The 14357-nt window shown below is 37.9% G+C and carries 9 protein-coding genes; 4 read left to right on the top strand and 5 right to left on the bottom strand.

Annotated elements, in window-relative coordinates:
• Positions 1-23: 23 nt before the first annotated feature.
• Entirely contained in the window at positions 24-2249 is a 2226-nt protein-coding gene (locus ABMA72_RS15995; RefSeq protein ID WP_392859874.1) for an NADP-dependent isocitrate dehydrogenase, read from the bottom strand.
• Positions 2250-2444: 195 nt separating this feature from the next.
• On the opposite strand from ABMA72_RS15995, the gene ABMA72_RS16000 reads away from it, so the two are divergent.
• Positions 2445-3350, top strand: coding sequence for a DUF6607 family protein (locus tag ABMA72_RS16000; protein ID WP_392859872.1), 906 nt, complete (start codon positions 2445-2447; stop codon positions 3348-3350).
• Positions 3351-3444: 94 nt separating this feature from the next.
• A complete protein-coding gene (locus tag ABMA72_RS16005) occupies positions 3445-4566 on the top strand; it encodes a hypothetical protein (RefSeq protein ID WP_393057900.1) in 1122 nt (373 codons plus the stop codon).
• Here the strand turns inward: ABMA72_RS16005 and ABMA72_RS16010 are convergent.
• The 4 genes from ABMA72_RS16010 to msrA all read right to left on the bottom strand — a co-directional run bounded on the left by ABMA72_RS16010 (position 4563) and on the right by msrA (position 8641).
• Positions 4563-5663, bottom strand: coding sequence for a hypothetical protein (locus tag ABMA72_RS16010; RefSeq protein WP_393057902.1), 1101 nt, complete (start codon positions 5661-5663; stop codon positions 4563-4565). The two genes, ABMA72_RS16005 and ABMA72_RS16010, sit on opposite strands and share 4 nt — an antisense overlap.
• Entirely contained in the window at positions 5656-6003 is a 348-nt protein-coding gene (locus tag ABMA72_RS16015; protein WP_393057904.1) for a hypothetical protein, read from the bottom strand. The genes ABMA72_RS16010 and ABMA72_RS16015 overlap by 8 nt, the downstream gene beginning before the upstream one ends.
• A 2-nt stretch (positions 6004-6005) precedes the next feature.
• Positions 6006-7508 (bottom strand): hypothetical protein, encoded by a 1503-nt coding sequence (locus tag ABMA72_RS16020; protein ID WP_393057906.1) that lies wholly within the window; start codon positions 7506-7508, stop codon positions 6006-6008.
• 74 nt (positions 7509-7582) lie between these two features.
• Positions 7583-8641 (bottom strand): peptide-methionine (S)-S-oxide reductase MsrA, encoded by a 1059-nt coding sequence (msrA, locus tag ABMA72_RS16025; RefSeq protein ID WP_393057908.1) that lies wholly within the window; start codon positions 8639-8641, stop codon positions 7583-7585.
• 145 nt (positions 8642-8786) lie between these two features.
• On the opposite strand from msrA, the gene ABMA72_RS16030 reads away from it, so the two are divergent.
• Positions 8787-11915, top strand: a complete 3129-nt coding sequence (locus tag ABMA72_RS16030; RefSeq protein ID WP_392859861.1) for an efflux RND transporter permease subunit — start codon at positions 8787-8789, stop codon at positions 11913-11915.
• A 142-nt stretch (positions 11916-12057) separates the two neighbouring features.
• Entirely contained in the window at positions 12058-14346 is a 2289-nt protein-coding gene (locus ABMA72_RS16035) for an outer membrane protein assembly factor (RefSeq protein ID WP_392859859.1), read from the top strand.
• The last annotated feature ends 11 nt before the right edge of the window (positions 14347-14357 follow it).

Raw genomic sequence — 14357 nt, forward strand, 5'->3', positions numbered from 1 at the left:
GCCTTTTTTTGCTATTGTATTTATTAAAGTGAATCAATAACAGTGTTGAAAGTAGCTGAAGGTCTCATTGCCTTTGCAACTAATTCAAGATTTGGATGATAGTACCCACCCATATCAACAGCGCCACCTTGTGCACTATTTAATTCTTCAACAATCTTCGCTTCATTTTCTACTAGGTTTGAAGCTACTGGAGTGAAGATTTCTTTTAATTCAGCATCATCATTTTGATCAGCAAGAGCTTTTGCCCAGTACTGAGCTAGGAAGTAGTGAGAACCTCTGTTATCAAGCTCACCTACTTTTCTTGATGGTGACTTATCATTCTTAAGGAATGCAGTATTTGCTTGGTCAAGAGTCGCTGCAAGAACTTTGGCCTTAGCATTTCCAGTTTTAATTGCAAGATCTTCAAGTGAAACACCAAGAGCTAAGAACTCTCCAAGTGAATCCCATCTTAAGTGGTTTTCAGCTGTAAATTGCCCAACGTGTTTAGGAGCTGATCCACCAGCACCTGTTTCAAATAATCCACCACCAGCAAGAAGTGGAACAATTGAAAGCATCTTTGCAGAAGTTCCAAGCTCTAAAATTGGGAATAGATCTGTTAGGTAGTCACGTAGAACGTTACCTGTTACAGAAATAGTATCCTCACCTTTAATGATTCTCTCCATCGAGTAACGGATTGCTTTTACAGGATCAAGGATTTTAATCTCAAGTCCAGCTGTATCATGATCTTTTAGGTATTCATTTACTTTTGTAATTAGGTTTGCATCGTGACCACGATTCTCATCTAGCCAGAATACTGCCGGAGTATTTGTAAGACGAGCACGAGTTACACCAAGCTTAACCCAGTCACGTACTGCAACGTCTTTTGTTTGACACATTCTCCAGATATCACCTGCTTCAACTGCGTGAGTAAATACAGTGTTACCTTCTGAATCAGTCACAACAACTTCACCTGCAGCAGGAATCTTAAATGTTTTATCGTGTGATCCATACTCTTCAGCTTTCTTTGCCATAAGACCAACATTTGGAACTGTTCCCATAGTCTTTGGATCAAATGCTCCGTTTTCTTTACAGAAAGAAATTACTTCTTGATACATTTGAGCGTAGCTTCTGTCTGGAATACAGAATTTAGTATCTTCTTGCTTTCCATCTTTATTCCACATCTGTCCCGAAGTTCTAATTGCCGCAGGCATTGAAGCATCGATAATAACGTCAGATGGAACGTGTAGATTTGTGATCCCTTTATCTGAATCAACCATTGCTAGGCGTGGCCCATTTTCGATTGCTAGATCTAGAGCACCTTCGATCTCTGCTTTCTTTTCAGCAGGTAAACCTGCAAGTTTTGCATAAACAGAACCAAGACCGTTAGCAGAGTTAACACCAAGTTCTTTGAACTCAGCTGCATATTTTTCAAATACATCTTTGAAGTAAACTTCTACACAGTGACCAAACATAATTGGATCACTTACTTTCATCATTGTTGCTTTTAGGTGAACAGAGAAAAGGATGTCTTTTTCTTTTGCGTCGGCAATATTCTTAGCGAAGAACTCTCTAAGAGCATTTGCACTCATAACACCAGCATCAATGATTTCATCTTTAAGAAGAGATACTTTTTCTTTTAGAACAACTTCTGTCCCATCATTTTGCTTAAGAGTGATTTTAACATCAGTTGCATTTGCCATGATTGCTGACTTTTCAGAACCATAGAAATCATTTGCATCCATGTGAGCAACGTGTGACTTAGAATCACTACTCCATGCTCCCATTCTATGTGGGTTTGCTTTTGCATATTCTTTTACCGGCCCTGCAACACGACGATCCGAGTTCCCTTCACGAAGAACAGGGTTTACAGCTGAACCAAGAACTTTCGCGTAACGAGTAGCGATGTCTTTTTCTTCATCAGTTGATGGTGCATCTGGGTAATTAGGAACCTTAAAACCGTGGTCTTGAAGTTCTTTGATCGCAGCTGAAAGCTGAGGAATTGAAGCTGAAATATTTGGAAGCTTAATGATATTAGCTTCAGCTTTTTTTGCTAGCTCACCTAAGAAAGCTAGGTCGTCTGATTGTTTTTGCTCATCCGAAAGAAATTCAGGAAAGTGAGCAAGGATTCTTCCTGCAAGAGAGATATCACGAGTTGTAACGTCGATCCCTGCATGCTTTGTAAAAGCTTTAACGATTGGAAGAAGTGACTGAGTCGCTAGCGCTGGCGCTTCATCAGTAATAGTGTAAATGATCTTTGAGTTGTCTGACATTTTACATCCCGTGTTATGTGTTTAAAGAAATTTATAAAACGCCCTATTCTATAATAAAACCAATAACTTCGTCCATTGGCTGCGCATCACGGAAAAGTAATCCAAATTATTTACTTCAAATTAGTTTGACAACTCATACACAAGTTTAAATAATCAACCACAATATCACACGCAACCATTTTCGGGGGAGAAAATATGAAATTTCTAGTACTTCTTGCGCTTGCTCTTCCAGCATTTGCAGGGCTAACAATTGATAAGAGTAAAGATATCCAAGAGATCAAAAAGATGACTGGATGCTATGCCATTAAATTTCAATCAGCTGAAACATTTGCTTATAGCAATGACTACGACTTCTACGATCGCTACTCTTCTGGTGCGCTAGAGTGGATCTTTGTTGATTCAGAAAATGAGGACATGGTAAATCTTCAACATATTCTAGTTACACCTCATGCCATTGTTAAGCACTGGAGACAACAGTGGGACTGGGAAGCGACAAATGCACTAGACTATAGAGGTTTTAGTAATTGGAATAATAAGGCCGTAAAGAATCCACAGGGAAATTGGGTACAAAGAGTTTATCAAGTTGATGACTCTCCAAGATATGAGTGTTCGGCGCCATGGATTCATACTGATAAAACTTCTTACTGGGAATGTACAGCAAATGCTCCACTTCCAAGAAGAGAATTCTCTAAGCGTAGTGACTATAATGTACTTAGAAGAACGAACCGCCATGAGCAGACTTCATACGGGCATGTTCATGACCAAGACAATATCAAATTAGATATGCTTGAGAATGGAATGGAACTTAAGTTGGCCATGGAAAAGAGCTACAACACTTACCAAAAAGTTGATGATAGCCGCTGTCAACCGGCCATTGATTGGTGGAAGACTCATAAGTACTTCTGGCGAGATGTTGTTAGTGTATGGGATAAAGAACTTTATTCTGAAGACTCAGTGAAGATTGATTTTAAGAAAACAGGTGCGCCTCTATGGGCAAGACTATTTGAGCTAGATGACCAAATGAGCACTAGACCTGCATACGACTCAAAAGAATCAACTCAAAAAATTAAATCGATTATTCAAAACCATATCCTAAGATAGAAAAACTGGGCCTCACCTATTGGGGCCCTACTTTGGCATTCCAATTGCTTTTATATAGGTAGATATAATTTAAACTAAACAATTATAGGCACTTATGAAAAAGCATCTGTTCTTTTTATTTACACTTTGTACACTTTCTACACAGGCAAAGCTCTACTACGCACCTGATGGCTCACAATACGAGCTAGGAGAATGCCAAAGAGAATGCATGGATAAGCTCGCTCAAGAGACGCCAGCACGTGTACTTCAAATCGTTGAAGGCTCTCGCTACAAAGACTTTCTATTAAGAGAGGCCCTGACAAAGTATCTTGAAAATGAAAATATCGAAAATTTTGATAAGCTCTACAAAGACTCATCATATGATAATTTTTGGCTTCTAAATAAGCGTCACGCTACTGAGATGAATATCAGCATAAAGAATGTCAGCGACGATCAAAAGCTTACGGCCGCTATCGATTATATAAAGAATAACCCTGACAAGATTAAAGAGAACTATCCCCTAGTTAACGAATTAGGACAACTAGTTGCAGCTAAGAATAAATCAGACAATGGTATCTCAAGTGTAGAGAAAGAACTGCTTAATGAACTGGATAGACAGAAGAAAATAAACCTTGGGGATCTCATCCAAGACCTCACTTACTATGATAGTACAAAAATGAATGGACTCTATGAGCTGCTCTCATTTGATAAGAGACAAGAAGTTGTCTGCCAGCACATTGATGAGGAAGTTGCACACTTTGATGAGTATATGACAGAGGATTGCAGGGAGTACGATGAATGTATCCAGTTAACAGAATCAACAATTTCTTCAATTAAGGATAACTTTAAAGAATACCTCACATATACTTGCAACGGAAGCTCCCTGAGCGACAATATTGATAATATAAGAGAACATGCCAAAGATGCACTCTCTTATATGTTTCCAGAAATCGTTGCAAAGCTAAATTACAAAACGATGATGGATGAATGTTATGACTGTGGCGTCACAAAAACAGAGGACTATATTATTCATACGCGAATTGTTCAAGAGGCCAATAAGTTCTTTAAGGTAACAAAGAAATGGACACAAGGCTGTGATGAGCTCGTGCGAGAAAGTTCATTCTACAATATGGAAAGAAGAGCTCTAAGGAAATTAAGAAAATATCCAAACCTTAAGATTAATGATGCGCAAACAAAGAGTTCGACATGTAAAGTACGACTGGATGCTACTAATTAATCTTCAGTATATGTAACGAGCTGATTGCCTAGGTCTTTGTAGGCCTTAAAAAGAGAATCCTCGTTTACCCATCCACTATCGTTAAAGACATCAAAGTTCTTTCCCCAACTATTGTGGACACGGTATTGATTTCGGCATTTATTTTGATCATCGCAGATCTTTCGAAAACCACTCAATAAGTAAGCATGACCTCCACAGTAGCGCTGTCTCTGCTCTTTTGGACACATCTCCATATACCTGACAGAAGGGTCATCACAATAGCGAGTCCAAGTACAACTTGAAATTGCAGCGGACTTATCTTTTTCAAAAAGTTCAGTCATCTTCTTTCTAAATTGATCGACATCAGTGATACGCTCTTGCTTAAAGCCAATTGGTGGCAGCTTAATCTGACTTTTGTCTTCTTGGCATTTTTGAGGAATCAGTACTTCATTTAAAAATTCCTCGAAGGCATTAATTGAAGTAATCTTTGTTGCCGCACGAGAGAGGCTATCTAACATCTCAGAGCTAAAAGGAAAGAAGTCTTTAAAGAAGTCTTCAGTACACTTATTACATACACCATCTTTTAAAGAGTTATCCTTGACCTGATGGTAGATCTCATTAATAGCGAGAAGCTGAGGATAGTCCACAATTCTAAAGTCATTATCTGGATTGTTGTAATTTTCAATTTGCTGATAAGGAGCACACTCTTCTTTGGCAAACTTAAGGCCAACCTTCTCCCCTTTTGTTAAGGCATCAATTACTTGAGTAAGGTTTCCACCATTAAGTCCTAGGAACTCACTTTGATACCCAGACTTAAGTTGAGTCTTTCCTAAGACATCTAAAACGGAGATCTGGTCGTCTTTGCTACAGTTGCCACTTTTTAAACATGACTGATCCATTAAAGAAGTCATGGCAAATAAATAACATGTACCAAATCCATCTTGATCGCGAACAATTGGGTTCGTCTTTACTTCGACTTTATTTACAACTTTCTCACTTCCCATAGGAGGAAGGTATTGATAGGCGCCATGCTCATACTCTTTCCAGCGCATATCTTCAGTGATCACTAACGAAAAAGTAGGAAGTGAAAGCATAAGTATAATTAACGATTTAATCATGGATTAAACTCCATGCACTCTTTAGGCTTCCATCAGAAAATAGGCAAAAGCCATACTGATTATTATCCTCATCTTTTAGAATTTTATACTGACTATTTTTGAATTCTTTGCAGGCCTTTGATCCTGGGTGACCAGTAAGCCCACTTCCCTTCTTTGGCGCAACCTTAGCATTGAGGCATAGCTTAGAGCTGAGGCATTCTTTATTCATAAGAGAATGATTCTTTCCCTTATAAATCTTCACTTCTCTAAACTCGCCTTTCTTATAAATCTTCATTATCTGAAAATCTTTTTCTACGGCGAAAGTTAGGAATGGAATTAGAACTAGCAATGCCAACTTCATGTTTACCCTTCTGCTCTAAAGAACGTCTGAATTCTACTAAAGAACTTCTCAATCCAACTTCCTTCAACAGATGAAGGATTTCGTTGGGCCTCTTGTGTCTCGGCCATAACTTCAGCAACTTCCGCAAGAGCAAGATCCATCTCATCACCGTGCTCAATTGCAACCTCAGGATTAGTCTCCTGAGACTTTGGCTCGATTTCTTCACCATTTTCATCCACTTCAGTAACTGTTGCTCTCTCCTCTAGCTTAGATCTTTGATAAAGATAGATTGGCGTTGAAGCAGGAACAAATTGGATAAGTTGGCCAATAAGGCTTCTCTTATGAGTAATACTAATATCACCACGAGCAACGGCCTTCTCTTCAGCGGCCATCATACGCTCATAAAACTTAGGATCTGCTGTTTTGGCATGTTCTTTTAAGATCTTCCACTTCTTAACCGCAAGGGCATCAACCATACGAGCAAAAGTAACAAGGATCTCATCTTTAGGAACAGATGTATTTACATTCTTTAAATGAGAGTAGCTCTTTTCAACATCATTTTTAAAACTCTTAACGATACTATTAATTTTAGGAAAGTGAATCGTTCTTGCCTGTGCATTATAAAATGCTTGAAAGATACGAACTGCGCGATACTTTCCGATTCGTTTTGATTTATAAACAAGGCCCATGATCGAATCAATGATCTCAGGCTGAAGCATAAGAGAGATTAGCCAGTTTACAACCTCAGCGTTTCTCTCCTTCTTAAGCTTTGTTAATAAGGCAACAGGGTTTTCATGAACAACTTTAGTTAGCTCCTCAAGATCAGGTCTCTTTACCCCTTTAAAGAAAACAGGTAGGCTTCGCTGCTCTTTTTCACTCTCCACACCAAGATTTGCGAGGAGAATTTTTAGCTGCTCCTCACATTCGCTATTACAAAGGTCACTTCCATTAAGATCCCTTAAGTGCTCTCTCACAAGTCGGTACTCATAGTAGTGATTACCAATATGCAGGAGGTTACTTTGTACTTCTTTGTCTAATTGAATTTTGAAAATTTCTGGGTTTGGTGAGTTTTCAAATTTCGAAAGAATAAACTCTTGAAATTCACTCCCATAGCCTTTTGAACTAACGTAGCTCTTTAGTTTCGTTTTTGTGATTTCAGTTGATTCAAATTTCTTATAAATATCAGAGAGTCTTTGAAATGAAATAAAGTTCATCTCAAAGTCACGAAAGAAGACTTCCCAGTCTCTTACGTTAACAGAATAGTGTTTCGTAAAGATATTATTATCAAGTCTTTCAATCTTTTTCCAAATGGCCAAAGTTGTCGCTGGCTCCTGGTGCTCACTCGAATTCCTCAAGCGATTATTTAAGATCTCAAGCTTATTGATCTTTTGTTTTAGTGCATATTCTGGTGTGTCGTAGAAAGAACTCTTTCTCATTCCAAGAAATGACTTAAGAACACCACCACATGATGCAAATGAATTAAACGTAAAATTGAATACAATTAAATAGGTAAATAATCTTCTCATAGGCCCTCGTCGTCTTATCGGTGACTTGGGCCTAATCTTTAAAGAAAACAGCTTAAATCAGAACGTAATTTCAACTACTTAAATAGAGAAAGGTATTGGCCATAGCCTTCTTTTTCTAGATCGGCCTTTGGGATAAAGCGCATGGCAGCTGAATTAATGCAATAGCGCTTACCTTCTGGGCCTGGGCCATCATCAAAGACATGGCCAAGGTGAGAGTCTCCGCTTGAAGAGCGAACCTCTGTTCTTGTCATAAGTAGTTTATTATCCTGCTTCATACTAACAACTTTTTGATCAATTGGTTTTGTGAAAGCTGGCCAGCCTGAGCCTGAATCATACTTATCAAGTGAGCTAAAAAGAGGCTCTCCTGTCACGACATCAACGTAGATCCCCTCTTCCTTATTATCCCAATACTTATTAGCAAAGGGCCTCTCTGTTGCATCGTTTTGAGTCACTTCAAACTCTAGCGGAGATAACTTCTCTTTTAATTCTTTTAGATCAGGTTTCTTATACATAACTTTATCCTTTTTATTTTCTAGTTTTTTCTTCTCACACTTTAGGGGCCTTGAGGCGACATCACGAATATAGCCACCTCGTCCTGATAATTCTTTATAGGCATTATAGCGTATCGGGTTCTTCTTATAATAGTCCTGATGATAATCTTCTGCTGGAAAGAATTTATGGGCCTTTTCAATGGCCGTCACAATTGGTTTGTCATACTTCTTACAGGCCTCAAGATTATTTTTTGAGTTTAGGGCAATTTGTTTTTGCTTTTCACTTTCGTAAAAAATCACAGTTCGATACTGACTGCCACGATCCGCGAATTGCCCTCCACTATCAGTTGGGTCAATATTTTGCCAATATATTTCAAGTAACTCTTCATAGCTAACAAGAGAGTTATCGTAGGTAACCTGAACAACTTCGACATGGCCACTGCTACCACTTGAAACGCCCTGGTAACTTGGACTCTCCTTTGTTCCACCCATATAGCCAGAAACAACAGAGTTTACACCTTTAAGCTTTTCAAAAGGTGCTTCCATACACCAAAAACAGCCACCACCAAATGTTGCTGTTGCCTTGGCCGCTAGAATATAAGGACTTAACGCGACTAATATAGTTAAGAGAACAAACTTCATTTTACCTCCGTGAAACTTTCTTTAGCTTCCTTCGTATAAGTATTCGTCGCGGAAAACGAAATTGTTACATCCTAATCTTAACACAAAGGTCAGTTGCCGATTGAAAGAGTTTGACCTCGTGATTTTGGCTACTTAAAATTAGAATATGAAAAAATTTATACAATACTTTATCGATAATCTTTTAATTTCTAACGTTCTATTCTTCAGTGTCTTTGTCATCGCAATCTTTGCTTGGACTAAAATTCCAAAGGAAGAAATGCCAGACTTCGAATCTCCTTATGTTCGAATTATGACAGTCTTTCCTGGTGCCAGTGCCGAGGATGTTGAATTCTTTATCACTAAGCCAATTGAAGAAGAATTAAAAGATGTTGCAGGGATTGAAGAGGTTCGCTCTGTTTCTTCAACAGGTTCGAGTTCAATAACTGTTGTTATGCTTGAGAATTACCCTAACCCTAGAGAAGTCTATTTAGATATTCAGGATGCTGCTCTTCGTGCAGACCTGGCCAATGAAGCCGAGCTACCAACTTTTCACCAATTTAAGTCTTCTGAAAAAGCATATATTGATATCGGTTTCTACCTTGAAGGAAAAAGAGACTTATCGGTCGAAGATCGCGAACGTCTGCAACAATTAGTTCGAAATTTTGAAACTCAAGTTAAGACCCTACCTGCCGTATCAGGTGTTGATCGTAGTGGTTATCTTGATCCTGAAAATCATATCCTACTAAGTCCTACAAAAATTAAAGAGAATAAAATCTCTATTCATAAAGTTGTTTCAAGCTTAAGAGAGAGTCATATTAGAGCACCTATCGGTGTTCTTGAAGACACTCAACAATCAAAGGTTACTTCCATTAATGAACTAATTGACGAAAGTGACTTTAAGGACCTTCTTGTCACAGGAAATTATGAAGGAGAAGGTGTCACACTCGATCAGATTGCATCGTTTAGAAAATCTTTTGAGAAAACAAATAGCATCTATAAGATCAATGGCCATGAAGGAATCATGCTTAATTTAAAGAAGAGTCACAATGTTGATATTCTTGAAGCAAATAAGGCCACTGTTGCATTTATTGAAAAGTATAAGAAGGGTCAACTCGATGATCTTAAAATCGTTACACTAGATGATGAGTCATATGATGTTAAGAATAGACTCGCTATTGTTGCAAGTAACGGGCTATTAGGATTTGCACTTATCGTGCTTGTTCTCTTTCTATTCCTCGACTTTAAATCGGGAATTTGGGTAAGTATGGGGATACCTTTTACACTTTGTTTTACCCTGATCTGTATGCTTATTTTTGATTACACAATTAATAATATGACTCTTGCTGCGATTATTATCGTGATGGGGATTGTTGTTGATGATGCCATTATCGTGGCAGAAAATATTGGCCGAATCACAGAGGATCACAAAGGGACTCTGAAAGAGTTAATGGATAAGGTAACGACAAATGCAGCAAGTCTCTTAATGCCAATCACAAGTGCTATTGCAACAACATGTGTGGCCTTCCTACCACTTCTCTTCTTTGGTGGTTGGTTTGGAAAGTTTGTCTATGTCCTCCCATTTATTATTACCATGATGCTTGTGGCCTCTCTACTAGAGTCTTTCACTGTTCTTCCTGCCCACGTTTTCCAGAGAAAACCTAAGAAGAAGCATGATGATGAATTAAGTTGGTTTAGAAAGTATGAAGGTATCTATGCTAAAGTTCTAACTAAGGCCCTAAACTACCGTGCTCTAATTATCGTGGCCTTCATTGCCTCGACAGCTCTTTCTGGCTACCTCTTTAAAAGCAAACTGAAGTTTGTTATGTTCCCAAGAGAAGAAAGTAAGGAACTCAGCTTAAGTGTTTATACAAAGAAAGGTACATCAAAAGATGAAATGAATGAATATCTAAAGCCAATCGAGGACATCCTTCTGTCACAAACGAAGGAGCTTAGCATCGTTGGCTTCCGTTCTAACGTGGGACAATCAAGACGTGGTGGTGCCGTTAATTACAACCGTGCCAATATCAATATTGAAATTCTACCGGCAGATGAAAGAAAGCTCTCGGCCAACCAGATTATCGATATTCTTAAAGACAAAATGAAAGATCTTCCAAATATTGAGCAGGTGCGCTTCTTTAAGTCTCGTTGGGGAAGTGGCTCAGGATCAACGATTGAAATACAAATTCAAGAAAATGATGACAAGATCAGAGCAGAGATCGCAGATCTACTTGCGCAACACCAAAAGAATAATAAGACTCTAAAGAATGTAGAAATTGAAAGGCCAATTAATACAAAAGAATATAATTTTAAAATTAATCAAAATGAGATTTTAAGATTTGGGCTTACGCCAAGTGATGTAACCACTTCCCTTCGTACTTTCGTCCAAGGTACAGTTCTCTATACTCTTAAGAGTACCGATGAAGAAGTTGAAGTTAGGCTTACAGTGGCCAAGAACTACAAGGTTGATATTGAAAGACTAAAGCAACTAAGAATTGATAATGGAACTGGTGGCTACGTACCAATTTCTCGCTTTATTACAATTGAAGAAGTGATTAAACCATCTAATATTGAGCGCGTCGATTATAAGCGAACAACGATGGTCTACTCTGATATTGAAGAAAGCTCTGGTATCACTCCTCTAGAAGTAGCAGATCAGTACGAGAACGAAGTCTTTCCAGATATCCTAAAAAAGTATCCTTCATCAATTATTAACTTTGTTGGTGAAATTGAAGAGACAAGAGAGTCAACTGGTGATTTTATGATGGCCGGCTTCCTCGTTATCGCTCTTATCTATATGATTTTAACAATCCAGTTTAAGTCTCTTTCTGCACCTCTGATTATTATGACAATTATTCCAATTGGAGTTTCTGGAGTTATCTATATTCTTATGGCCCACAATATGGAGATCTTTGGCTTCTTCGCAGTTATTGGTGCCCTAGGAATGGTTGGGGTTGTCGTTAACGACTCCATTGTCCTCATTGATAAACTCATCAAAGACACAAAGTTTACTACTGATAAGAAGGAGCTATACAAACAAATTGGTCAAATCTCTTCAACGAGACTTAGAGCGATTATCCTAACAACACTAACAACTGTTATTGGGGTTCTGCCAACGGCCTACGGCTTTGCGGGATACGATTCAATGCTATCAGAAATGATGCTAACGATGGGTTGGGGCCTTGCAATCTCAACAGTCATCACATTATTCTTAACGCCTGCAATCTTCTCATTTCTGTCGAGGTTTCTAGTGACAGAAGATCTGCCAGAAGAAGAGGCCTTCTTAAATAATAATTAATCTTATAAACACCTGATATTACGATAAAACATTATAGTATCAGGTGTTTTCTACAATAAAATAAATTGTCCATTTTTTTAACGGCCTTTTACGTTTTTTCAACTTCACCAAGACAAAGACTAAATAATGTTAATTTCTTCATATGATCAAATTCAGTATTTTGAAGAAATTTCTAATAATACTCCTAGGTACATACCTAGTGTGTTCTCCTTTGGCCTTTGCCCAAGATAGTACAGGTCAGCTTGAGCTCTCAATACAAGAGCTTGCTATTTTTAATGACCTAGGTGAAGACGTAGGCAGTAAGTTAATTTACGGAGTCAATGAGCTTGAAACAAAAGTTGGTGAAAAGCTTGATGTCGAAAAAATCACTAATGATCTCGAAAATCTAAAAAGAGAAAATGAAGAGCTTTATGAGAATGTTGAGTTAGAGGTGCTACCTCTTGATGAAACACACGTCTCAATAAAGTTTGAGATGCAAAAGAAGAGGCTTATTAAAAGAGTTATCATTAAACTATTTGATGATGGAAACTTAGAAGAAGAGATTTCTAATGACTTAAGATCTAAGCTAAAGCTTCGTCGAGGTGCTTTCTTTAAATCGAAACAAATGCTTGAAGACCTAAGCACGATCGAAGATTTTTATAAATTAAAAGGTCATGCCTTAGTTGAAGTAAAGAAGAGCTTAAAGCTTAACCGAGAAGATGAGATTAGTATCATCTTTGACATCCATCTCAACTCACCAGAGATCAAAATTGATGATATTAAATTTCAAGGTAATCATTCCTTTAAGTCACGACAATTAAAAGAGCTTATTTCTTCAAAAGAAAGTCACCTCTTTTCCAAGAATCTTTTTATTGAAAAGACGCTTTATGAAGATACAGAAACGATCAAAAAACATTATATGGAGCAAGGCTTTATCAATGTAGAAGTTACTCCATCTTTTGAAATAGATAAGAATAAAGCTAATCTGCGCTTTTTGATAAAAGAAAATAATCAGCTAAAACTCGACCACTTATCAATTGACGGGAATTATCTCTTTTCAAATGATGAGATCTTAAAAACCTTAGCTATCGAACTGCCGTCAGTATTTTCGATTAAAAAGCAAAGAGAGGCCATTCAAAAGCTTAGAGAGCTCTATGGCCAAAAAGGATATGTCTTTGCTCATATCACAATGAACTACGATCAAAACCAAAAAAGCGCTAAGTTAAAGATTGAAGAAGGTGCTGCTCAAAAAATTATAAAGATGGAGATTGTCGGAAACACAAAGACATCACCAGAAGTCATTTATGAAATTATTTCAATCTACAATGGACAGCTTGTTGATACGAAGAAAATTAATGAATCGATTCTTGCTCTTTATAAGAGTGGATATTTCAAAGATGTTAAGATTGACTATACTCCAATGACCAAAAATGCTGGAAAAATCATTATTCAAGTTCAGGAGAATAGCACCCAAACAATTCAATTTTCATTAGGCTCTGTTTACGGAGGAGCCGGCTTTGGAGTTTCACTAAGTGATGGCAATCTATTTGGAACAGGAAGTTCTCTGGCCTTAACAACGATGATCTCAAAAGAGATCAACCGTATTGGACTGGTTTACAATGACCAACATCTTTTCGGGACAAATATTAGTCTTAATCTTTCTGCCAATCATGATACGGAAAGAAGTTTTCATTATAACGAAAATAAAACGGCCATCAGGATTCTTTTTGAGAAGCAGTTAACGAAGAATATTAAGCTAGGTTTAGGAACAAGGCTTGAGTATATTTCGGTAAATAGTTTATCACAACAGTACGCTTCAGAAATAGACCTTTCAGACACAAAGGATGTTGTGAGCGGACTTATTGGCTCTTTTGCCTATCAATTTGAAGATTCAAATGAAGCAGGACTTAGAACGAATGGAACAATTTCGATTCACCTACTTCCCTCTTTTAACAAGCAAGAGCTCTTCTTTAAAAGTATTGTGAATGCACAAATCGCACGAGATATTTATCGCAATCAAGACGGTGCAGCTCATCGTCTATCAGGAAGAATCACACTGGGCTATGCCTCTGAGCAGACTCCATTCTATGAGCGCCTCCAAGGTGGTGGAAATGGAACAATTAGAGGTTTTGAGTACGGCTCAATCAGTAAAGATGGACAGCTTGGATCAAACTCAATGGTCTCGGCCAATCTAACGTATAGCATGCCTATTTATAAAGACGTCTTTAGTGGTGTTCTTTTTCTAGATGCTTTTAGTCCGGGTGATAGCTCATTTGCTCTTGATGACTTTAGGCTTGTCGGAGGTCTTGGCCTAAGGGCAAAAATGGATGCTGGATTTGTTTCTGAAACATTTGAGGCAGGCCTAACAATACCACTACTTAGTAAAGACTCAGATATGACAAAACCATTTTATTTTATTATCGGGGAATACGACCCTGCTTATAACCTATAAGGAGATTAAAT

Source organism: Halobacteriovorax sp. CON-3 (assembly GCF_043196995.1).
GTDB lineage: Bacteria > Bdellovibrionota > Bacteriovoracia > Bacteriovoracales > Bacteriovoracaceae > Halobacteriovorax_A.

Bases quoted from the DNA above. Each gene is read 5' to 3' on its own strand.
- ABMA72_RS15995 (WP_392859874.1), bottom strand. From the start codon at position 2,249: ATGTCAGACAACTCAAAGATCATTTACACTATTACTGATGAAGCGCCA.
- ABMA72_RS16000 (WP_392859872.1), top strand. From the start codon at position 2,445: ATGAAATTTCTAGTACTTCTTGCGCTTGCTCTTCCAGCATTTGCAGGG.
- ABMA72_RS16005 (WP_393057900.1), top strand. From the start codon at position 3,445: ATGAAAAAGCATCTGTTCTTTTTATTTACACTTTGTACACTTTCTACA.
- ABMA72_RS16010 (WP_393057902.1), bottom strand. From the start codon at position 5,663: ATGATTAAATCGTTAATTATACTTATGCTTTCACTTCCTACTTTTTCG.
- ABMA72_RS16015 (WP_393057904.1), bottom strand. From the start codon at position 6,003: ATGAAGTTGGCATTGCTAGTTCTAATTCCATTCCTAACTTTCGCCGTA.
- ABMA72_RS16020 (WP_393057906.1), bottom strand. From the start codon at position 7,508: ATGAGAAGATTATTTACCTATTTAATTGTATTCAATTTTACGTTTAAT.
- msrA (WP_393057908.1), bottom strand. From the start codon at position 8,641: ATGAAGTTTGTTCTCTTAACTATATTAGTCGCGTTAAGTCCTTATATT.
- ABMA72_RS16030 (WP_392859861.1), top strand. From the start codon at position 8,787: ATGAAAAAATTTATACAATACTTTATCGATAATCTTTTAATTTCTAAC.
- ABMA72_RS16035 (WP_392859859.1), top strand. From the start codon at position 12,058: ATGATCAAATTCAGTATTTTGAAGAAATTTCTAATAATACTCCTAGGT.